General features: G+C 64.0%; 20 protein-coding genes. 13 read left to right on the forward strand and 7 right to left on the reverse strand.

Translation table 11 applies throughout. The annotated features are described in order from the left end of the window. Nucleotides 1-87: 87 nt before the first annotated feature. The 5 genes from ACL02S_RS00650 (at nucleotide 88) to ACL02S_RS00670 (ending at nucleotide 4495) form a co-directional block, all read left to right on the forward strand. On the forward strand, nucleotides 88-411 hold the full coding sequence (locus tag ACL02S_RS00650) for a hypothetical protein (RefSeq protein WP_412800251.1): 324 nt from the start codon (nucleotides 88-90) through the stop codon (nucleotides 409-411). A 119-nt stretch (nucleotides 412-530) separates the two neighbouring features. Beyond that, nucleotides 531-1511, forward strand: a complete 981-nt coding sequence (gene yidC / locus ACL02S_RS00655; protein ID WP_412800252.1) for a membrane protein insertase YidC — start codon at nucleotides 531-533, stop codon at nucleotides 1509-1511. A 122-nt stretch (nucleotides 1512-1633) separates the two neighbouring features. Next, nucleotides 1634-2398, forward strand: coding sequence for a thioesterase II family protein (locus tag ACL02S_RS00660; RefSeq protein ID WP_412800253.1), 765 nt, complete (start codon nucleotides 1634-1636; stop codon nucleotides 2396-2398). 176 nt (nucleotides 2399-2574) lie between these two features. Beyond that, the gene (locus tag ACL02S_RS00665) at nucleotides 2575-2862 is read left to right on the forward strand and encodes a helix-turn-helix domain-containing protein (RefSeq protein ID WP_412800254.1); all 288 of its coding nucleotides are present in this window, start codon (nucleotides 2575-2577) and stop codon (nucleotides 2860-2862) included. A 79-nt stretch (nucleotides 2863-2941) separates the two neighbouring features. After that, nucleotides 2942-4495: an AMP-binding protein gene (locus tag ACL02S_RS00670; protein WP_412800255.1), complete on the forward strand. Its 1554-nt coding sequence runs from the start codon at nucleotides 2942-2944 to the stop codon at nucleotides 4493-4495. A gap of 40 nt (nucleotides 4496-4535) precedes the next feature. Here the strand turns inward: ACL02S_RS00670 and ACL02S_RS00675 are convergent, their stop codons facing one another. Beyond that, on the reverse strand, nucleotides 4536-4682 hold the full coding sequence (locus tag ACL02S_RS00675) for a hypothetical protein (RefSeq protein WP_412800256.1): 147 nt from the start codon (nucleotides 4680-4682) through the stop codon (nucleotides 4536-4538). A gap of 144 nt (nucleotides 4683-4826) precedes the next feature. Between ACL02S_RS00675 and ACL02S_RS00680 the strand changes: the two genes are divergently transcribed. After that, on the forward strand, nucleotides 4827-5828 hold the full coding sequence (locus ACL02S_RS00680; protein WP_412800257.1) for a methyltransferase: 1002 nt from the start codon (nucleotides 4827-4829) through the stop codon (nucleotides 5826-5828). 288 nt (nucleotides 5829-6116) lie between these two features. On the opposite strand, the gene ACL02S_RS00685 is transcribed toward ACL02S_RS00680, so the two are convergent. Beyond that, a complete protein-coding gene (locus tag ACL02S_RS00685; RefSeq protein ID WP_412800258.1) occupies nucleotides 6117-7391 on the reverse strand; it encodes an IPT/TIG domain-containing protein in 1275 nt (424 codons plus the stop codon). A gap of 420 nt (nucleotides 7392-7811) precedes the next feature. Here ACL02S_RS00685 and ACL02S_RS00690 point away from each other — a divergent pair, with 420 nt between their 5' ends. After that, nucleotides 7812-8555, forward strand: coding sequence for a carbon-nitrogen hydrolase family protein (locus ACL02S_RS00690; RefSeq protein ID WP_412800259.1), 744 nt, complete (start codon nucleotides 7812-7814; stop codon nucleotides 8553-8555). A gap of 48 nt (nucleotides 8556-8603) precedes the next feature. Beyond that, on the forward strand, nucleotides 8604-9287 hold the full coding sequence (locus tag ACL02S_RS00695) for an ArnT family glycosyltransferase (RefSeq protein ID WP_412800260.1): 684 nt from the start codon (nucleotides 8604-8606) through the stop codon (nucleotides 9285-9287). Between the two features lie 184 nt (nucleotides 9288-9471). Here the strand turns inward: ACL02S_RS00695 and ACL02S_RS00700 are convergent, their stop codons facing one another. Beyond that, entirely contained in the window at nucleotides 9472-10422 is a 951-nt protein-coding gene (locus ACL02S_RS00700) for a helix-turn-helix transcriptional regulator (RefSeq protein WP_412800261.1), read from the reverse strand. 63 nt (nucleotides 10423-10485) lie between these two features. Between ACL02S_RS00700 and ACL02S_RS00705 the strand changes: the two genes are divergently transcribed. Then, nucleotides 10486-11640, forward strand: coding sequence for an epoxide hydrolase family protein (locus ACL02S_RS00705; RefSeq protein ID WP_412800262.1), 1155 nt, complete (start codon nucleotides 10486-10488; stop codon nucleotides 11638-11640). Between the two features lie 1070 nt (nucleotides 11641-12710). Here ACL02S_RS00705 and ACL02S_RS00710 read toward each other — a convergent pair. Further along, on the reverse strand, nucleotides 12711-13313 hold the full coding sequence (locus ACL02S_RS00710; protein WP_412800263.1) for a TetR/AcrR family transcriptional regulator: 603 nt from the start codon (nucleotides 13311-13313) through the stop codon (nucleotides 12711-12713). Nucleotides 13314-13374: 61 nt separating this feature from the next. On the opposite strand from ACL02S_RS00710, the gene ACL02S_RS00715 reads away from it, so the two are divergent. Continuing rightward, nucleotides 13375-14745, forward strand: a complete 1371-nt coding sequence (locus ACL02S_RS00715; RefSeq protein ID WP_412800264.1) for a flavin monoamine oxidase family protein — start codon at nucleotides 13375-13377, stop codon at nucleotides 14743-14745. 222 nt (nucleotides 14746-14967) lie between these two features. Continuing rightward, complete coding sequence (locus ACL02S_RS00720) at nucleotides 14968-15981, forward strand: DUF2332 domain-containing protein (protein WP_412800265.1); 1014 nt, start codon at nucleotides 14968-14970, stop codon at nucleotides 15979-15981. Here ACL02S_RS00720 and ACL02S_RS00725 read toward each other — a convergent pair. Further along, complete coding sequence (locus ACL02S_RS00725) at nucleotides 15978-17180, reverse strand: epoxide hydrolase family protein (RefSeq protein WP_412800266.1); 1203 nt, start codon at nucleotides 17178-17180, stop codon at nucleotides 15978-15980. The two genes, ACL02S_RS00720 and ACL02S_RS00725, sit on opposite strands and share 4 nt — an antisense overlap. 190 nt (nucleotides 17181-17370) lie before the next feature. Between ACL02S_RS00725 and ACL02S_RS00730 the strand changes: the two genes are divergently transcribed. Next, complete coding sequence (locus ACL02S_RS00730; RefSeq protein ID WP_412800267.1) at nucleotides 17371-17958, forward strand: CGNR zinc finger domain-containing protein; 588 nt, start codon at nucleotides 17371-17373, stop codon at nucleotides 17956-17958. 94 nt (nucleotides 17959-18052) lie between these two features. On the opposite strand, the gene ACL02S_RS00735 is transcribed toward ACL02S_RS00730, so the two are convergent. Continuing rightward, nucleotides 18053-18631, reverse strand: coding sequence for a hypothetical protein (locus ACL02S_RS00735; RefSeq protein WP_412800268.1), 579 nt, complete (start codon nucleotides 18629-18631; stop codon nucleotides 18053-18055). Between the two features lie 206 nt (nucleotides 18632-18837). Between ACL02S_RS00735 and ACL02S_RS00740 the strand changes: the two genes are divergently transcribed. After that, complete coding sequence (locus ACL02S_RS00740) at nucleotides 18838-19308, forward strand: hypothetical protein (protein ID WP_412800269.1); 471 nt, start codon at nucleotides 18838-18840, stop codon at nucleotides 19306-19308. A gap of 236 nt (nucleotides 19309-19544) precedes the next feature. On the opposite strand, the gene ACL02S_RS00745 is transcribed toward ACL02S_RS00740, so the two are convergent. Then, complete coding sequence (locus ACL02S_RS00745; RefSeq protein WP_412800270.1) at nucleotides 19545-20270, reverse strand: SDR family NAD(P)-dependent oxidoreductase; 726 nt, start codon at nucleotides 20268-20270, stop codon at nucleotides 19545-19547. Nucleotides 20271-20287: the final 17 nt, after the last annotated feature.

Below are 20287 nucleotides of genomic sequence, written 5' to 3' on the forward strand. Positions count from 1 at the left end.
GAGGACGGAACCGGCCACGACTTCTCGACAGGGCAAAGTCCACCGCGGTGCCGTCGGCGGAGTCCGTATCCCGGTATGCTTCCTCGCATGACACACCTCTGGGCGGCTCTGTCGAGGGGGCTGTCCCTTGCTCAGCTCACCTGGGTGGCTGTGCTGACCCTTGTGGTCGCAGTGTCGGTGTTCGCCGATGGTCCCACCGCGGTCATCGGGGCAGCGGTCGCATTGGTTCTGCTGCTGGCCATCACCGGGCATCGTTCTCGCGTATTGTCACGCCTGCCCGCAGGGTCGAAGTTCGGTCCCCGCCGCGATGAACGGCGTCTTCGCGGCGCGTTCCGTCGGCAGAGCGCCCCGCACACCCCTGGCCGCCCCCGTAGGCCCCGAGCACCTGGACAGGTTCCGGCTGCCGCGTAGCAGACGCTGCGCGGACTTCGGTCCCAACCCTGTCCATTCCGACGCGGTCCCTTCCCGACCGGCGTCGTCCCCTTCCGCACGAGAACGCATGCTGCGCTCGTGCAGTGACGAGGTGCTCGATGCTCGACTTCATCTACTATCCGATCTCCGCGATCCTATGGTTCTGGTACAAAGCCTTCGGCGCGATCCTCGGTCCCGACAACGGGTTCGCGTGGGCGCTTGCCGTGGTGTTCCTGGTGTTCACCCTGCGCCTGCTACTTCTGAGACCGGCGATCCAGCAGATCCGGACTACCCGGCAGATGCAGCAACTACAACCCCAGATCGGGGCTCTGCAGAAGAAGTACGCAGGCGACCGGCAGCGCCAGGCGCTCGAAATGCAGAAACTGCAGCGCGAACACGGTTTCAATCCCTTGCTCGGCTGCCTGCCCATTCTGGTGCAGGCACCGGTTTTCTTAGGTCTCTACCACGTTCTGCGTTCGTTCAACCGCACCGGGAGCGGGTGGGGGCAACTCGGAATGACCCCGGAAGCCAACGCCGCTACCCCCAACTACGTCTTCAGTGCCGCCGATGTCCAATCCTTCCTCACCGCACGCCTGTTCGGTGCACCGATCTCGGCGGCGATCGCCTCCTCCGACAGTCTGCTGGCCTCGTTCGCGCCCTACGGTGGTGTCCCGACGGTCGCCGCTATCGCCGCGGTCGCCATCCCACTGATGTTGATCGCGGGCCTCGCCACACACTTCAACGCCCGCGTCGCGCTGACCGGACAAAGCCGAGAGGCTGCCACGAACCCGCAGACGGCGATGATGAACAAACTGATGCTGTGGGTGTTCCCACTGGGTGTTCTGGTCGGTGGACCGTTCCTGATGATCGCGATCCTGCTGTACTGGGTCAGCAACAACCTCTGGACCTACGCCCAACAGCACCTCATCTTCGCTCGAATGGATCGACAGGAAATGGTCGAGCAAAGCCCCGCGGCCGATAGCACCCCATCCGCCGCACCGAAACCCGGTGTTCGACCGAACAACTCGAAGAAATCCACTAGAGACAAGAAGTCGCGCGGTAAAACCGGCGGACGAACCGATAGGATTCCCGAACGGTGAGCATGCCGCCCGGACGCTGGTAGTTCCTGTTGTTTCGCGGAAGTTCCTGCGGTGCCGAGGGAACATCCTTCGTGCGGATAAATTTCGGAACCTATCCGGCAGAGCAGAAGCGGAGATATCGAGTGCACCTCGGTGAAGAATTCTCGATCTGGTTGCGCAAGCTCCGAACCGGACGTGACAGGCAGCAAACGCTGGTCTGTTTCCCTCCTGGCGGTGGGTCGGCTACCAGCTACACCAACCTCGCCGAGAGCCTCGGGCCCGATCCCACCGTGTATGCCGTGCAGTATCCAGGGCGGCAGGATCGGCTCGGTGACAAGCCGATCCCCTCCATCATGGAACTCGCCGAACGCATCGGCGACGCCATGACTCCTCTTTTCGGCGAGAACCTGATGCTCTTCGGCCACAGCATGGGGGCGACGGTCGCCTTCGAGACCGCTCGTCGGATCGAACGGCATGGGCAACCGGTGGCGGCATTGTTCGTATCCGGGCGTCCGGATCTGGCCTTCGTCGATACTGGGACATTGCGCCACGCATCCGACAGTGACCTGATCACCGAACTCGAGCGACTCGCCAACGATCCCGCCTCGGTCCGGATTCTGCGTGATGAGCCCGAACTCGCCGAGATCGTGCTGCCCGCGGTCCGCAACGACTACCAGGCCGTCGAAACCTATCGGCACCAGGCGGGTGCGCCGCTGCAGTGCGATGTCTTCGCACTACTCGGGCGTTCTGATCCGACGACGACTCCGGAGCAGATCAGGGAATGGTGCCACCACACCACCGGCCGATTCGAGGTTTTTCTGTTCGATGGCGGCCACTTCTATCTCGACGAGCGCGGTCGTGAGATCGCGCAGGTCATCACGCCGAAGCTCAGGACTCGGAGGCGGTGATCGCCGCCGAGTTCGCTGCATGGAGACTGAAGAAAATCAGCACTTGCGCCAATACCGTTGGTCGAGCGGGTTGTTCCGGAATTCAACCGCCGCCTGGCTGCGTCCATGAGCATCGCCACATTCACGTATCATGACGAACCATGCCATAACATGCCCGAACATCCAGAACAGGGCATATGGATACCGCACCCGCAAATAACGAGCAACACAACCAGGACACCCTTAACCGCATGAATGCAATCGACAAGGCCCTCGGCGCTCAGATCCACGCACAACGCAGCCGCCGTGGATGGAGCCGGAAACGGCTGGCCGAGCAGACCCGCTCCAGCAAGAAAGCCATCGCGCAGATGGAATCAGGCGCGCGCCCCATCACCGTGCGCGAGCTCTATCGCGTCTGCATGGTGCTCCGTGTGGAACCTCGCGATCTGGTCATCGCGGCGCAAGCCGAAGCGGAAACTGGATAAACGGACGCCACCCGATCGCGCTCGCTGTCGATCGGACTCGGTGGGCAGCGGACGATGAGGGCATGACAGACTGCGGCGCATGGCAACAGATTCGGCGACGCCCACTATCGCCTGTGGTGCTCGGGTACGCTCTCAGCCAGAAGCTCACCAGCGTGCCGGGCGGCTCGCGGCCGCCCTGATCGCCGCCGGTGTAGACCGTGGTGACCGGGTAGCGGTCATGGCCCGCAATGACATCGAGTTCCTCGAGATCTCGCTGGCGATCGCCTCCGCTGGGGGAAACCCCGTGCCGATCAACACCCGGTGGCAAGCACCCGAGGTCGCCCATGTGCTCGCCGACAGCAGTGTGCGGGTGGTCTTCGCGCACACCGAATTCGTGCCCGTCGTCGAGGCCGCCCAGGCGCAGGCCGGCGCACATTCGGTAGTGGTCGAGGTGGCGATGCCCGAGGAGTTGCTCGCGGAAGCAGGCTTGTCCGAGGCGCGGGCACAGACCACGGGACGGCACCCGACGCTCGAGCAATGGATCGCTGCGCATACCGATCCTGTCGGCCATCTCGAGGGCGCGATCGCCGACTCCATGGGTCTCATCTACACCTCCGGCACCACCGGCACCCCGAAAGGAGTGCTCCGGGAACGGATGACACCGCAACAGCTGCTTTCCATAGCAGGTGGCACTGTGCAACGGATGGGGCTCACACCCGGCGGGCAGATGCTCGTCGCCGGCCCGCTCTATCACACCAGCCCGAACGTGGTGGCCGTTCTCGCGCTGCGGATGGGCACCAACATCACGATCATGCCTCGGTGGGACAGCGAGCGATTCCTCCAGCATGTCGCCGAGCGGCAGATTCAGCAGGCCAAGGTGGTGCCGACAATGCTGAGCCGCCTGTTGAGCCTGCCCGCCGATGTGCGGGCCCGCTATGACGTGTCGAGCCTGACCCATCTCATCCACTCCGCCGCGCCCTGCCCACCCACCGTCAAACGAGCCGCGATCGAATGGTTCGGCGATGCACTGTGGGAGTTCTACGGTTGCACCGAGGCCGGGACCGTTACCTGGATCAGCGCAGCGGAATGGCTCGAGCACCCAGGCAGCGTCGGTCGCCCGGCCGACGGATCTGCTGTGTCGATCGCCGACGAGAACGGCGAACCACTTCCGGTGGGTGAGGTCGGCCGTGTCTATGTGCGTGGCGCCGACTACTGGCCGAAGTTCACCTACCTCAACCGAGGCATGCCCGACAGCCCGGTAGAGAACATGCTGTGGGTCGGTGACCTCGGGCGCGTCGACGCCGAGGGATACCTCTACCTGACCGGCCGCAGCAGTGAGGTGATCAACCGAGGCGGGGTGAACATCTACCCCGCGGAGATCGAAAACGCCATCATGGGTGTGGATGGGGTAGAGGACGTAGCTGTGCTCGGGCTACCCGACACCGGCGACCTCGGCGAAACCGTCACCGCGTTCGTGGCCGCCCGTCCAGGTGCCGAACTCACCGCGGACACGCTCCGTGCGGGTCTACGCGGGCAGCTCGCCGGCTACAAGATCCCCACCGAGCTGCGCTTGGTCGACGAACTTCCCCGCGACGACTCGGGCAAAATCTACAAACGCCTGCTCCGCCAGGCTTATACCGCGCCTCCCGCCTAGTGCCGATCGTCGTCACTACGGCGAGCCCGCCCACAGGGATTTACGAGTCCGGTTCGGCGCGATGCAGGTCTGTGCGAGCTCCGCGACCTGGTCGCGGAGCCTGCAAGCTGTCGATGGTCTCGGTCAGCCAGCCGAGGGTGGCGCCCTTTGGTAGGGTGCCGTCGTCGTTGGCGGGTCCGACGATCACATCGGGGGGCGGCAGTTTATTACGACCACCCAGGCCGGCTGAACAAGGCTCAGTTCCGCGAAAGAACCGCCCAGACCTGTATCACGTGACACGGAAGAATATCTGGATGCGGAATCCGTTGTCGGCAAGGCACAGTGGATCGTTGTGGGACGCAACGACGATATGGACTCGATCCGTCGCATGTCGGGGCTGGCGACCCCGATGGCGCTGCGAGTCGCAGTGACTCTCGGCCTGCCCGATCGGCTTCGCGACGACAACGCTTCCGCCGGAGAACTCGCCGCTGAGCTCGCCGTCGCCCCGGTCGCGCTCGAGCTTCTCCTGAGTCACCTCGCGACCCTCGGGGTCGTCGAGCCGACCCCCACCGGCTACCGGACGACGGAGTACGGAGCGAACCTCTGCGCTGACGCCGACAATGGTCTGGTCGACCTGTTGCATCTGGATACCGCGGGCGGTCGCGCCGAACTGGCGTTCGTCGAACTGGCCCACAGCATCACTACCGGTCGAGCGGCCTACCCGCACCGCTACGGGCAGGAATTCTGGTCCGACCTGGCCGACTATTCACACTTGCGTGAGTCGTTCGACCGGCAGATGACCCACCGAATCCGCGAACAGATACCGCAGATCGTCGCCGGCTTCGATTGGTCGCGATTCTCCACCATCGTCGACGTGGGTGGTGGTCAGGGCAGTGTGCTTGCCGCGATCTTGGCCGCTCATCCTCGGATACACGGTCACCTGGTCGATCTCGAACCGACCGCCACCCGAGCCCGGCACGTCTTCAGTACGCACGGCCTCGACGGCCGGACCCAGATCACCGCGGGTAGTTTCTTCGATTCGCTCCCGGCAGGAGCTGATGCTTACCTATTGGTCGACATCCTCCACGACTGGGACGACGAACACGCCCACAGCATCGTGAACCGATGCGTCGAGGCCGCCCACCCAACCGGACGTGTGCTGGTCATCGAACCGGTCGGCGGGGTTCGAGCCACCAGCGAGTTCGACCTGGCTATGCTCGTGATCTTCGGTGGCCGTGAGCGCCGGATCGCCGAATTCCGCGCGCTCACCGCGCCACACGGTTTGGTCCTCGACACGATAACCGACCTGACCGACCAACGCGTTCTCCTCGAATTCCGGCTCACGGCCGACTGACACATGCACCGAAATCGCCCAGGCCCCGTCGATCCCGGTCCCGGCTCGGGTGGCTGTGCGAACTCTGTCCACCGTTGCCCGGCGAACCATCACACCATGCCCTGACCGTCTGGATACCAGTACGGTCGCCGAACGGCGACGATGGTGTCGGCGGTCCGATCAGGGCGATATACCCCCCAGTCACTGTGTGGCCCCGCCGGGACTGTTCGGCGCCGGTCCGATGGGATTTCGACCGTGCCATATGTTCAGCGGTCGGGGCCACAGGGGTCAGCGGGGTCGGACAGATGCTCAATTCGTTATGCCGAATGCGAAAGTCGGGCTTGTGGCGATCACGGTGGGGGTGGCAGTGCCGGTGATCGGCGCCGACACCACCTGGCTGAATGCGTTGACGATGAACAGGGTGTTACCGGAAGCAGTGAGAAACGTAGGGTTCGACAGGCCGGTCACCAGGGTGGTTGGCGTGCCACCGGTGACCGGCACTGTGGACACCTGATTGGCGAATCTCTCGCAGATGTAGAGGAGATCACCGACCCGGACGATCCCTTCGGGGTTGGTCAGGCCGGTCGCCAGCTGGGTTGGTGTGCCACCGGTTTGCGGCACCGAATACACGTCGGTGCCGCTGGTGAAGAACAACAGGCCGCCGTAGGTGTAGGGCAGTGGGTTGCTGGTGCCGTCCAGCAGTGCCTGAACGGTGACCTCGACCGTGCCGGTGCCGGGTGGGGCGATGGCGTTGATCTGGGTATCGGAGACGATGGTGTACGTGGTTGCTGTCGCGCCGAATCGCACGGTCAACGGACCGGCACCGGCGAACCCGCTGCCGAAGATCTCTACTGTGTTTCCCCCGGCCGTGGGACCGAAACTGGGGTTGAGTGACGTGAGAGCTGGTGTCGCCAGGAGGGCATTCACGAACGGTGAAACCGTTTGCGTCGGCGCCCCATTGGTAACCCCTCTTATGCCTCCGACGGGGCTGGTGGCGATCACGGTGGGGGTAGCTGTGCCGGTGATCGGCGCCGACATCAGCTGACCGCCGGGGTCGTTGCAGATGAATAGGGTGCTGCCGGAGTAGGTGATATCCGAAGGGGATGGCAGACCGGTCACCAGGGGGGTCGGCGTGCCACCGGCGACCGGCACTGTGGATACCTGGCTGAATATTTGCTCGCAGATGTAGAGGAGGTCACCGACCCGCACGAGCCCAGAGGCGGTGATCAGGCCGGTCGCCAACTGGTTTGGTGCGCCACCGGTTTGTGGCACCGAGTACACCCTACCGGCAAAGCCTGCTGAGGGATCGGTGAAGAACAGCAGGCCGGAGCCGTCGTAGGTGTAGGGCAGCGCATTGCTGGTGCCGTCCAGCAGCGCCTGAACGGTGACGCCGACAGTGCCGGTGCCGGGTGGGGCGATGGCGTTGATCTGGGTGTCGGAGACGATGGTGAAGGTGGTTGCCGTCGCGCCGAACCGCACGCTCAACGGACCGGCACCGGCGAACCCGCTGCCGACGATCTGCACCGTGTTGGCGCCTGCCGGCGGACCGAAACTGGGGTTGAGCGAGGTGAGCACGGGCGCCATCAGGGGCCTCCGAACGGTGAAAGGAGGTTGTCTTGCAACGGATGTCGACGTGGTCGTGACACCTTGTATCCAGTAACACACTGGTCGTGACGGTTCCGCAACGAATCCCCGGTAGCAGTTCTGCAACGAAACCGCGGTCTGTTTTCGTCTGCTCTCCGTTGCGACACTGGATCTGCGATCGGTGGTCACGGGAGGTGGCAGTGGTTGTCCGGCAGTAGGTGTCGGGCCGGGCTGGCCGACGGCGAGGCGCGTGAGATGAGATCCTGCTCGTTTTCGCGTGTGCAGGCGATCTCTGGAACGAGGGTGATCCGTCGGGATATTTCGCTGCGCCGGTGTAGTCTTCGTGGTCGGTGCCGATGCCGCGGCGCTGGTTGATGGTCTGCAGGGTGAGCAGTCTCGTGCAGAAGGGTTCAGGGGGCGATGCGGAAAGCTCTGCGGATCGCTGTTGCGCAACCTCGGTGCGTATTACATGCCGTAGCCGCCAACGTCGAGGCACATGTCGAGTTGATCCGGGCTGCGAGGGCGCGGGTGATGGTATTCCCGGAGATGTCGCTGACCGGCTATGAGTTGGATGCCGATGTTGTTGCGCCGCAGGATACTCGACTGGATCCTATCGTTGCCGCGTGCGCGGAGGTTGGAACGATCGCGTTGGTCGGCGCACCGACGCCGGGTCCGTCGATCGGTATTCTTGCCGTCGATCACCGCGGAGCGTCGGTCATCTACCGGAAGGTGTACCTGCACGGAAGCGAGTCCGACCGTTTCCGTTCCGGTGAGCCTGCCGCACTGGAAGTCGATGGTTGGCGTTTAGGTCTGGCCATCTGCCGAGACACCGGGATCGCCGAGCATGCGCGGCGGACTGCCGCGCTCGATATCGACGGCTATGTGGCCTGTGTAGTGCACAGCAAAGAGGAAGCAGCACTCCACGGCGAGCGCGCCCGCGATGTGGCGACCGAGTACGGCGTGTGGGCAGCCACCGCGGCGTTCGCCGGCTCGACTGGCGGTGGGTTCGCGCAGACCTCCGGACATTCGGGCATCTGGTCGGCGACAGGTGAGTTGCTGGCCGAGGCAGGACCAGATCCTGGCGAGTTCGCCTGCCACACTTTCGAACCCGGCAATCGAGCAAACTGTACTGCGAGAGACGTGGGAACGAGCAAGATCGACTGACATAGTCGATCGGTCAGTTTCATTGAGACGGCATCCTTGTTCGATTTTGTGGCGTTGCGCATTCCGGCCGTTTCGACATCTGTAGCAGTGGTGGCGTTGAGCGCGGTCATCGCCCGCGAACTGGGCGGTGACCGCAGGGCGCAGGTGCTGACAGCGATAGCCTGCACGACCTCGGCGTTCGTGCTGGGCCAGGCACAGACGTTGTCGACCAACGGTATCGACACCCTGCTGTGGGCAGTGCTGACGTGGCTGCCGGTGCGCTGGGTTCGGACCCGGAATGATGCGCTGCTGTTGACGGCCGGCCTGGTGACCGCAGTGGCGGTACAGGTCGAACGGCTGATCCCGCTTTTCTGGATCGCGGTGATCGTTGTCGTTGGATGGCTGGGGTCAAGGGCGTTGCTGCGGCGGCCGGCGCTGTGGTGGAGCGGGGGCATTGTGCTGCTGGCGGCGGCACCGGGGCTGATCTGGCAGGCCCGACATGGGTGGCCGTATGTGGGCATGAGGTCGGTGGTTCGCGGCCAGACGGGCGGTTTCGCCGGCTCATTGTGGTTCGTCGGCGGTCCGCGTCGCAGTACACCCCCACCCCCAATCGCGCTGCTGCACCGGATCATGGCCGCTCAGCTGCGGGTCTGCCGCCGGTTTTCAGTCCGAATCGAGGCTTCGGCTATTTCGGTGCCCCGCTGGACACGGCCGAAACCGTCACTTACGTCGGCAGCGATGAGCCTGAGCTGAGCTGCTGGTTCACCTCTGTCGTCCCAGTGGGCCGGATGGATAACCCGCTCGGAATTCCTGGCATCACCAGAGACATCACGATCTGGGAATGCGGCGGTCCGAAGCAGCCGTGGTCGCTCATCTGGTCGGACATGCGCAGACTGTGATCGGGATCGAGGAGCACGGTGGCGTGCAGGTAGAGGATTCACGACACCGCGTCCGCGAAGCGCTCGGCGAGCGTGCGGACGCGCTCGATCAGTTCGGGCGGTTCGTGTACCCGGAACGGAAAGTCGAACAGCGCCACGTAGATGGCGAGTTCATCCAGCGAGTTCGAACCAGTTCGCAGCAGGCAACTTTCGGTATCGATCGGTTCGATGACGCCCACTGTCGGCGCGATGCGGTCGGCTGCCAGCGCCGCGGGCGCGTGCAGCGTGATGCGGGCGGCGTAGCGGTAGGGGGAGGTCGTCACGCCTCGTGAGAGGTAGCCGGAGAGGTCCATATCGGGCGCTTCGCGCGGTGCGAACTTCGGTCCGGTGGGGATGCGTGGGTGCATTCGGTCGACGCGGTAGGTACGCCAGTCGCCGCGGTCGACGTCCCAGCCGATCAGGTACCAGCGGCGGCCGGTGTGTGCGAGCCGGTGCGGCTCAGTGGTACGTACAGTGATGTCGCTCTGGTGCTTTCGGTAGTCGAAGCGCAGGCGGTGCTGGTCGCGGATGGCGGCGGCGACGGCAGTGAGCACGTCGGGATCGACCGTCGCGTCCGCCGCGGGAACGGTGACCGTCACCGAGTGCAGTAGCTGCACTCGGTGACGCAACCGAGAAGGCAGCACCTGCTCGAGCTTGGTGAGCGCGCGCAGCGAGCTGTCCTCGATACCCGCGACCGTGCCGCCCGCCGCGGTGCGCAGACCGATTGCGATGGCCACCGCCTCGTCGTCGTCCAGCAGCAGTGGCGGCAGTTTCGCGCCCGCCCCGAGCCGATAACCGGCGACCCCAGCGCTGGCCCGCACCGGATAACCGAGCGCGCGCAGCTTGTCGATGTCGCGGCGGACGGTGCGCACGTCCACCTCGAGACGCTCGGCCAATTCGGCTCCGCTCCAGTCGCGCGGAGTTTGCAGCAAAGAGAGCAGGCGCAGCAGGCGGGCGGAGGTTTCCAACATGCCGAGAATTTTGCCCTAGACCTAGGGCTGAAACTGTCCTAGGTGCCGCATATCGTCGTTCTCATGACCTTCGAGATCAACGAATTCCGCATCGATATCCCGCAGCAGCACCTCGACGACCTGCATCGACAGCTCGCCGAGGTGCGCTGGCCCGAGCCGCTACCCGGCGACAACTGGGACACCGGCGTGCCCACCGCGTGGCTGCGTTCGATGGTCGAGTACTGGCGCACCGGCTACGACTGGCGCGCCGCCGAGCGCGAACTCAACGCGCATCCGCAGTTCCGCACCGAAATCGACGGGCAGACCATCTACTTCCTGCACGTCCGCTCGCCCGAGCCGGACGCGCTTCCGCTGCTGCTCACGCACGGCTGGCCCGGCTCGGTGGTCGAATTCCTCGACCTCATCGGCCCGCTGACCGACCCGAGGGCACACGGCGGCGATCCCGCCGACGCATTCCATGTCGTCGTTCCCGCGCTGCCGGGATTCGGATTCTCCGGTCCGGTGCGCGAATCCGGTTGGACGATCGAACGTATCGCCAGGGCCTGGGCGGAATTGATGCGGCGGCTCGGCTACGAGCGCTACGGCGTGCAGGGCGGTGACATCGGCGCGGCGGTCAGCCCCGAGATCGGACGGGTCGCGCCGGACCGGGTGATCGGTGTGCACACCAACGGCGGGGTGGGCGGGTTCCCTGAACTGCCGCTGTCGGAGGAGGAGCTCGCCGAGCTGACCGACGTGGAGCGAGACCGGATCCGTCGGATCGAGGCGTTCATGAACGAGGAGTTCGGTTACATCGCGATCCAGTCCACCCGCCCGCAGACGCTCGCCTATGGACTCACCGATTCACCTGTCGGCCAATTGGCGTGGATCATGGACAAATTCCGGGAGTGGACGCACCCGCGCGCGGTGGAACCGGACAAGATCATCGACCGGGATCGCCTGCTGACCAACGCGATGCTGTACTGGCTCACCGGCACCGCGGGGTCTGCGGCGTACGTGGGCTACGCACAGGACGCGCCGTGGGGCGCCTCGAAGGTGAACTCCGGTGTGCCGACCGGTGTCATCGTGTTCGCCCACGACGTCGCGATCCGGCGCTACGACGAGCGGGAGAACACCATCACCCGCTGGACCGACGTCGACCGCGGCGGGCACTTCGCCGCGCTGGAGGAACCGGAGCTGCTCACCGATGACGTCCGCGCGTTCTTCCGCGATCTACGCTGAAAGTTCCTCGGCTGCGCTTTGTTCCGTCATCTCGCCGAAGAAACAAGGCGCACCTCCGTGTTCCACGGGCGCCATGGCGTGTCGGCGCGCACACCGTGCATGTAGCACCGTGATCTGCTGCCACAGCGCGGTGAGCGGATCGGATGGCAGCGCCACCGAAGCATTCACGGCAGGCACCGGCGGCGTACAGATATCCAAGCAGGCGATCGGCTCCGCTGTGACATCTTCGCGCTGCTCGGACGATGGGATCCGACGACGAGTCCGGAACAGATCCGGGAATGGAAGAAGTGCACCGCTGGCAGGTTCGATGTTCGCCTTTTCGATGGCGGACACTTCTATCTCGGCGAGCACAGTCGCGAAATCGTAGACTTCATCATGCTGAAGCTGGAAACAGCAGGCATTCCCGGCGCATAGAAGCCTCCGGTAACCGTGTACTCGATCTGAGCATGGACGAGCCGTCGTTCTCGGAAAGCGCGGAACGTATTCGTCAAGAAATGTCGGCCGAGCCGACACCTGGCGAGTTGGTCCCGCTGCTGGAGCGGCTGACGGCCGAACATCGGGCAAATGTGGCAGCCTCCGGATGGGGCGCGATACTAGCTATCGAATAGTCCTACAGTGAGTATGAGCTGGATATAAGCCGCTATTATATGTATATATACGCAGCTCAGGCGGCATATGTTACCTTTTTGTGATGTCTATATGCGGCCGGGGAGGAACTCGATTGACCTCCTGATCGGAGCGACGAGCTCCACCTATCCGGTGGATATTTCAATCGATCCGAAAATTGTCCACGCCAGCGCAGGTCACTTTTCGGGACGGTCGAAGCCATGTCCACTGCATAGGTCACTATTCAGTGGGGAGTCGATAAGTGAATTCCACTCACTTCCATCGATGAGGACCTCACCGGCAGGCGGAACCTGATCCTGCTGTCGAGACTGCTCAGATACTCGCGCACGGCTTCCCGACAGAAGACGGACAATCTCCTCGAGGCGTTCGATCTGGCCGGTGCGGCCGACCGCGAGGACGATACCGAGGAGCCCGCTGCGGTTGAGGCGCTCGACAGCAGGTGTTCATTCGCGTGGGGCGCTGACAGTGAGTCCGTTGAGGAGTTCGTATGCCAGGGCTGCGGCTTTGGCGCGGCCTTGTTGCAGGTCGTTGGTTTCGGCGATGGTCAGTGACATTTCGGTGAGGGCGCCGTAGAAGGCGCTGGCGATGAGTTCGGGCGGGTGGGGCCGAATCAGGTCGGCGTCGAGCAGGTTTCGGACTGCGTCGATGACCAGGCCGATGAGGTGGTGCTGGTCCAGTTCGCGCCAGCGTCGCCAGCCCAAGGCGATCGGCCCTTGTGATAGCACGATGTGCAAGTAGTCGGGTTCGGTGCAGACATCGAGAAATGCCACCAGGCCGCGGTCGACGCGGCCGATAGGGTCCGTGGCCGAGTCCATGGCGGCCTTGATGCGTTGTGCCGCGCGTTGTTCCAGGTCGTCGACGACGGCCTCGAACAGGCCCTTCTTACCGTCGAAGTGGTGATACAGCGCGCCGCGGGTCAGGCCGGCAGCCCGTACCAGTTCCTCGGCCGACAGGTCGGCGTAGTCGCGTTCGGCGAACAGGCGAGCTGCGGTGTCGAGCAGCGTCTGGCGGGTGTTCTCGGCGTACTTGTCACGCAACGACTCCATGCACCGTGTTTATCACATGCATAATGTATGTGAGATGCATGATGCATGATATGGAGTGGGAATGAGTAGATCAGTGGATGTCGTTACCGTCGGCGCCGGCATCGCGGGCCTCGTCGCTGCCCGTGACCTGGTTCGCGGTGGATCCGAGGTGCTGGTACTGGAGGCACGTGACCGCGTAGGTGGGCGACTGCTCAACGCCGAACTGCCCGGCGGCGCACCGATCGAGGTCGGCGGCCAGTGGGTCGGGCCGACCCAGCATCAGGTGCTCGCGCTGATTGGGGAGCTGGGCCTGAGCACCTATCCCACGCACGCCTCCGGCCGTCACATCGTCGAGATGGGCGGCTCGCGTTCGGAATACACCGGCCGCATTCCGAGGCTCAACCCTTTGACGCTGGCCGATATCGCCCAGACCCAATGGCGGCTGGACCGGCTGGCCCGTCGGGTCACGCAGACCGAGCCGTGGCGGGCCGAGCGCGCGGAGACTCTGGATTCGCAGACCTTCGAGACCTGGTTGCGGCGCACCGCCCGCACCGCCGAAGGCCGGGCGTTCTTCCGGCTCGTCACCGAGGCCGTGTTCTCCGCCGAGCCTGCGGACATGTCCGCGCTGTGGGCCGCCTTCTACATCGGTGCTGCCGGTGGGGTCGACGCCCTGATCGCAACCAGCGGCGGCGCCCAGCAAGACCGTGTCCTCGGCGGCACGCAGACCATCGCGCTGACCATGGCCGAACAGCTAGGTGACCGGGTCGTACTGAACAGCCCTGTCACCCAGATCGACTGGGATGAGGAAGGCGTGAGTGTGCACACCAACGGCACGCTCGTGCGGGCGCGTCGGGCGGTGATCGCGGTGCCGCCGCCGCTAGCGGCGCAGATCCGCTACGCCCCGGGCATGCCGGGCGACCGGATGCAGCTTGTCCAGCGGATGCCGATGGGCCGGGTGATCAAGATCAATGTCGTCTACAACGAGCCGTTCTGGCGAGCCGCCGGGCTCAGCGGCCAGGCCAACAGCGACCGGCGGTCGCTCGGCACCGTCTTCGACAACACTCCGGTCGGCGGTTCACCCGGTGTGCTCGTCGGATTCCTCGAAGGCCGCCACGCCGACGTCGGCGCGCGATTGGACCTCGCCGACCGTCGCGCCAGGGTCATCGAGGACCTTGCCGGCTACTTCGGTCCGCAAGCCCACAACCCTATCGACTACATCGAACGGGATTGGACCGCTGAGGAATACAGTCGTGGCGGCTACGGCGCGTTCACCACGCCCGGCGCCCTCACCCGCTTCGGTCATGCCCTGCGCCGACCGATCGGGCCACTGCACTGGGCGGGTACCGAAACCGCTACCCGCTGGCCCGGGTACATCGACGGCGCGGTCGAATCCGGGCATCGGGCCGCGCGCGAGATCAACGCTGCCCTTCTGCCGAGCGAGGCGAAGAGATGAGTGGACCGAGTCGATCACAGCGGCGTTTGCGTCGGATGTCGTCCTGCGGTATCCGACCTTCGACGAGCAGACTGCCGCCGACGTGACGAGAGGCAATGCTCACGACGGATACCACCCATCTCTAGGATATCGAGCAAATCCTGCGGTTGGGTTCTGATGCCGGCGGCATCTCCGGCCGGGCAGGGTGATCGGTCTCGGGGTGATCAGCGGAAAGGGGGCGGTGTGGATCTCGAGATGGCCAGTCGTCGGTATCGGCGGTTCGCCGAGTTCGAGGCCCGGGGCAGTTCGTCCTGTTATGAGTCGTGGGCATGGGGGATTGCGTCGGATCCGCAGTTGCTTTCGTTGATCGATCGGCTTCCGGAACAGAAGAGGCAGCCGAACCTGGTGTTCGCGGCAGCACGGTTCCTCGGGGTCGGCGAGGTGTTGTTTCCCGAGTTCAAGGACTGGGTGGTGCGGCATTGGGATGCCCTCGCGCAGGTGGTGATGACCAGAACGACGCAAACCAACGAGGTCGGAAGGGCCGCAGCGTTCCTGCCTGTGTTGGCCCAGCTCACCGGGCCTTTGGCGTTGATCGAAGTGGGTGCGTCCGCGGGCTTGTGCCTTTATCCGGATTTGTTCAGCTATCGCTATGACGATCGTGCTGTGCTACATCCTGTCGGAGGCACCTCCGGTGTGACGCTCCGATGCGTCACCACCGGTGAGCCACCGATTCCGATTCGGTTGCCCGAAGTGGTGTGGCGTGCCGGTGTCGATCTGAACCCGTTGGATGTCAACGACGCCGATCAGATGCGGTGGCTCGAGTGTCTGGTCTGGCCGGGTCAGCCTCAACGGTTGCAGCGGCTACGCGCAGCGGTGGCCGTCGCCCGGTCCCGCCCGGTGAGTGTGGTGTCAGGTGATCTGAACGCGACGGTGGCCGAGCTGGTTGCTGCCGCGCCGGACGGAGCGACGGTAGTGGTTTTCCATAGCGCTGTGCTTGCGTACCTGAGCGTCGACGAGCGGATCCGTTTCGAACAGACGGTTCGGGCATTGCCCTGTCACTGGTTGTCGAACGAAGGCTGTGGCGTCATCGAGTCGGTGGCGGAACAGCTTCCGGTGCCGGCGGGGGATACCCCTGGGCGATTTGTCGTCGCGCTGGATGGGACTCCGCTGGGATATGCCGGCGCCCATGGGCAGAGCCTCGAGTGGATCGGACATCGGGCGATGTGCGCGCCACATCAAGCGTGGATATCGGACTAATTCCGAGTACCGGCACTCAGCTGTGTTCCCTGGTCAGCGGCCAGCACTGCCGCAAGGCCTTCTCGCAGGTCCTTGACGAAATATTCGGGAACCTCCAGTGACGGGAAATGTCCCCCGATTTCGGGCGACCTCCATCGGACGATCTGCCGGTACCGCTCCTGCGCCCAGGCGTGTGGACACTTCTCGATGTCGCGGGGATACATAGTGATTGCTGACGGGACATCGACCCGAAGTTCGGGGTCCAGGGAGTTGTGGCTTTCGTAGTAGATGCGGGCCGATGATGCGCCGGTCCGCGTCAGCCAATACAGGGTGACGTCGTCGAGAATGGTGTCTCTGGAAATCGTCTCGAACGGGCTGTCTTCGGTATCGCTCCACTCAGCGAATTTGTCAAGGATCCAGGCTAGAAGCCCGACCGGTGAGTCGACGAGCGAGTAGCCGATGGTCTGCGGTCGGGTCGCCTGCTGTTTCGCGTACGCCGCGCGGTGGCGCCAGAAATTGCGAGTTTCCTCGGTCCACTTGCGCTCGACCGCCGTCAGCCCATCCGCTGTCAACCCTGGCGGTCCCTCCGCGAACGTTGTGTGGATGCCGAGAACGTGCGCTGGGAACCTGCCGGCGAGAACCGTGGTGATATTACCGCCCCAGTCGCCACCGTGGGCTGCGAACTTGCTGTAGCCGAGCCTTCCCATCAGTTCCACCCATGCGGCCGCGATCTTTTCGGTTCCCCACCCGGTGGTGGCCGGTTTATCGCTGTAACCGAAGCCTGGTAACGATGGAACCACGACGTGGAACGCCAGCGCATCTGCATCTTTCGGATCTGCCAGATCGTCTACTACATCGATGAACTCGGCAATGCTGCCTGGCCACCCGTGCGTCATGATCAGAGGAGTGGCATCTGCGCGCACGGATCGGCGGTGCAGGAAGTGGATTCCCAGATCATCAATGGTCGTGCGGAACTGGCCGATACGGTTGAGGCGCTCTTCGAACGACCGCCAGTTGTACCCGGTGCGCCAGTAGTTCACGACATCGACGAGGTCGGCGAGAGGAACGCCCTGTTCCCATCGGCGAGGGTGGGGCGTGGCGCGATAGACCGTCTCGGCCTCCGGCAGCCGCGCTGCAGCTAATCGCGCGCGCAGATCGTCGAGTTCAGCGTCAGTTGCATGGGTTTCGAATGCTTGCACATCGCTGGTTGGACGGTTCATGAGATGTTGCCGCCGACGTGAGCTGCCGCGGTGACAACATCACGATCAATGCCAGCCACAGCGTCGGTGACAAACCAATATGCGGGCATGAGACCTCCTGGCCATCGCGGAGTCGACTGAACCTGATAAGAACCAGCTATGACGGTTCTAACATGTCCGATATCAACGTGCAACCAGCTATGGTGGTTCCATGAGCGCTCGGTTCCCTGACTTTCGTCTCGGTAACGTGCTAGCGACCAGCTTCACGGCGACACTGACGGAGCGGTGTGGAAACGCTGTGGAGCGCATTCCCACACCGCAGCGACTCGTCGACTGGCTGACAGTGAACGGTCTGGCGGTGGAGTCCTGCACCACCGCCCAGCTCGAACTCGCTCGGGAACTGAGGGAATCAATTCACGCCGCCGCGACAGCGGCCGCAACCCGAGACGCTCTCCCTGTACCTGCCATCCAAATCATCAATGCCTGCAGCATCCAGGGTCGGGCCGCGGCTATTCTGACGCCCGATGGCAATCGTCAATGGCGACTCAGCTCGGCTTCCTGCGTAGAAGATGCCATGAGCGTGATCGCCGCCGACGCGATCAGCATCATCGCAGGCGAACGAGACGGAAAATTGGCCTTGTGTGCATCACCAACCTGCCGAGCCGCCTTCTTCGATACGAGCCGAAGTCGCAGCCGCAGATGGTGTGACATGAATACGTGCGGGAATCGCCAGAAGAAGGCGCGCTTCAATGCCAACCGGCGCAAGAACGGGACTACCGCACAGGCAGGTGTCGTCTGATCTGATCTGCCCGGGTGGGGAGGAGGAAATCAGCCTGACAGTCGGTCGCCTATCTCGCCGTGGCGCTGCACTGGGCGCGAAACTGAGTTGACGATCAAACGTGGGCTTGCGTTGCTGGGGTCGCTGCGAAACCGGTCGCTGTAACCGTGATTACGCACGGCTCATTGTGGCGGTCTGCTCCGTGTACGGCCTCCATCAAGTGGGTTGACATCAGTGTCATCCACCACTCCAAGGGCGGTTCCGGGGCCACCCCGCGTTCTGCTTCGTCAGCGATTCGGCGGTAATAGGTATGGAGTTCCTTTGCGGTGAAGAGGATCTCGATCGGGCGTTCCAGTCTGCGGTCACCACGCGAGATGACGCGCAAATGCCCTTGGTCGGCCTGGCTGATGCCCAGTGTCCAATCCTGTCCAGCCTGGACAACAGACTCGATGAGTTCGGTGGTGATCGGGTCAGGCGCAGCAGCCTCCTCCGGGATAGGGGTGATGATGTCGCCACTCAGCGAGAGTTGCTTCGTGTCCGGTCTGTCGCGGTCTTTCAGGGCATCCGCTACACCGAACCACCTGTGCTGGTGTGCCTGAGTGTCGACGAGCGGATCCGTTTCGAACAGACAGTTCGGGCATTGCCCTGCCACTGGTCGTCGAAAGATCCGTGCCTTCTGGGGGGTTCTTCCCACCTGCCGGATTTCATTCGGTTGCCCTCTGCGCAGGGCTGCTGCCCGGGTTCCTGGCCACCACCGACCGGATCCGGGCCGCAGCAACACGATCAGTGAGCATATCCCGCAAACGTAGTGAACTACGTCATAGATCGGCTGTCCTGCGGAACCGTTCCGCCACCACCCCCGTCAAACACTATTGGCGGACAACGACTGAGGAGTGTGTGATGGCCCCTGGCCCGGACTTACAGGAATTACGGGTGAGCGTCTATGCCACTGAAGAGGACACGCAGCGTCTGCTGCACCGGGCTCGGAGTCTGCTCGAAAACAAGGTGGCGAAGTCGGCTGTATCCGTTTTCGCCACTGACAAGCCATTCGAATGGGCTGACCAGTCCGACGACCCCGATACTGGATTGGAGACTGTCGGGGGAGTGCACGATGATTTGCCACAGCAATGGCATATCGAAAACCCCGGCCTCGACCCCGGCGAACGATCCGTGTACGAACTCCGGGCCGGGGTCATTGCGGAAGAACACGAAGTCGGGCCGCTACTCGAAGCTCTCACCGGTCTGCTGTGTCCCGACGATCAGCATCCAGGTCCTTGCCCGATTCCGTGGTCGGCAAGTTTCACCACCGCCATCGACGATACCGACCGGGACTACCTCGAACACTGGTACGGGCATCTGCGCCAGAAGTAACCCCACCGACCATTGATGGCCGTGGGGCTGCTCGAGTCCTCGTTCCTGGGCTCGGCTGGACAGGGCCGATGCCACAGGGCAGTTCCGCAAAGTGAAGCATTGTCGGACAGAGAAGAAGTGGCCCGGAAATACGTCGCTGGAGAACCTATCTCATCATCGGCCTGCCCGACGATGGCCGTCGGCCGCCGCACCAGTGCGTTCGGTCGCGGGCCATCGTCGGCGCGGGCAGTCGTATTTCAGGATGTCAGCATGGTTTCGAGCTGGACGGGATCGTTCAGGTAGACCTTGCCCGCGGCGGCGGACGCATCGTCGGGCCAGATGATCTCCTGCCCGGTTTCCACGCCCGTCAGGATGCGTGCGGCGACCTCGGCAGGATCTGCTTTGTCCATGTCCACGCCCGCGAGCATGTCGGTGTCGATGCCGCCGGGGTAAGCGCCGATCACCTCGATGCCCTCGCCGCGCACCGAGGCCCGCAGCGCCTGGGTCATCGAATGCGCGGCGGCTTTGGAGGCGCAGTAGCCCGCTATCGTCGTCATCGGCGCCAACGAGATGAGGGTGAGCACATTGACCACCGCCGCGCCGCGTGCGCCGCTCGCGCGCAGTGACGGCAACAACTCCCGGGTTACCCGCAACACGCCGAAGTAATTGATCTGCAGATCGCGTTCGAACAGCGACAGGTCGCCGGTCAGCACATCACCGAATCCCAGCACACCGGCATTGTTGATCAACAGGTTGACATCTCTGGTCGCCTCGACAGCGGCGGAGACGCTGGCGGGATCGGTGACATCGAGCGCCAGCACCCGCACCCTGGGGTCGCGGCGGATGTTCTCGGCGACGGACTCGGGGTCGCGGGCTCCGACGTAGACAGTCGCCGCGTCACGAGCGAGCAGCTCGGCGACCAGCCGGGCGCCCAGACCGCGGTTCGCGCCGGTGACCAGAGCGGTGGATCCTGAGATTCGCACGTACAACTCCTTGTAGA

The organism is Nocardia spongicola (assembly GCF_047200775.1).
Lineage (GTDB): Bacteria > Actinomycetota > Actinomycetes > Mycobacteriales > Mycobacteriaceae > Nocardia.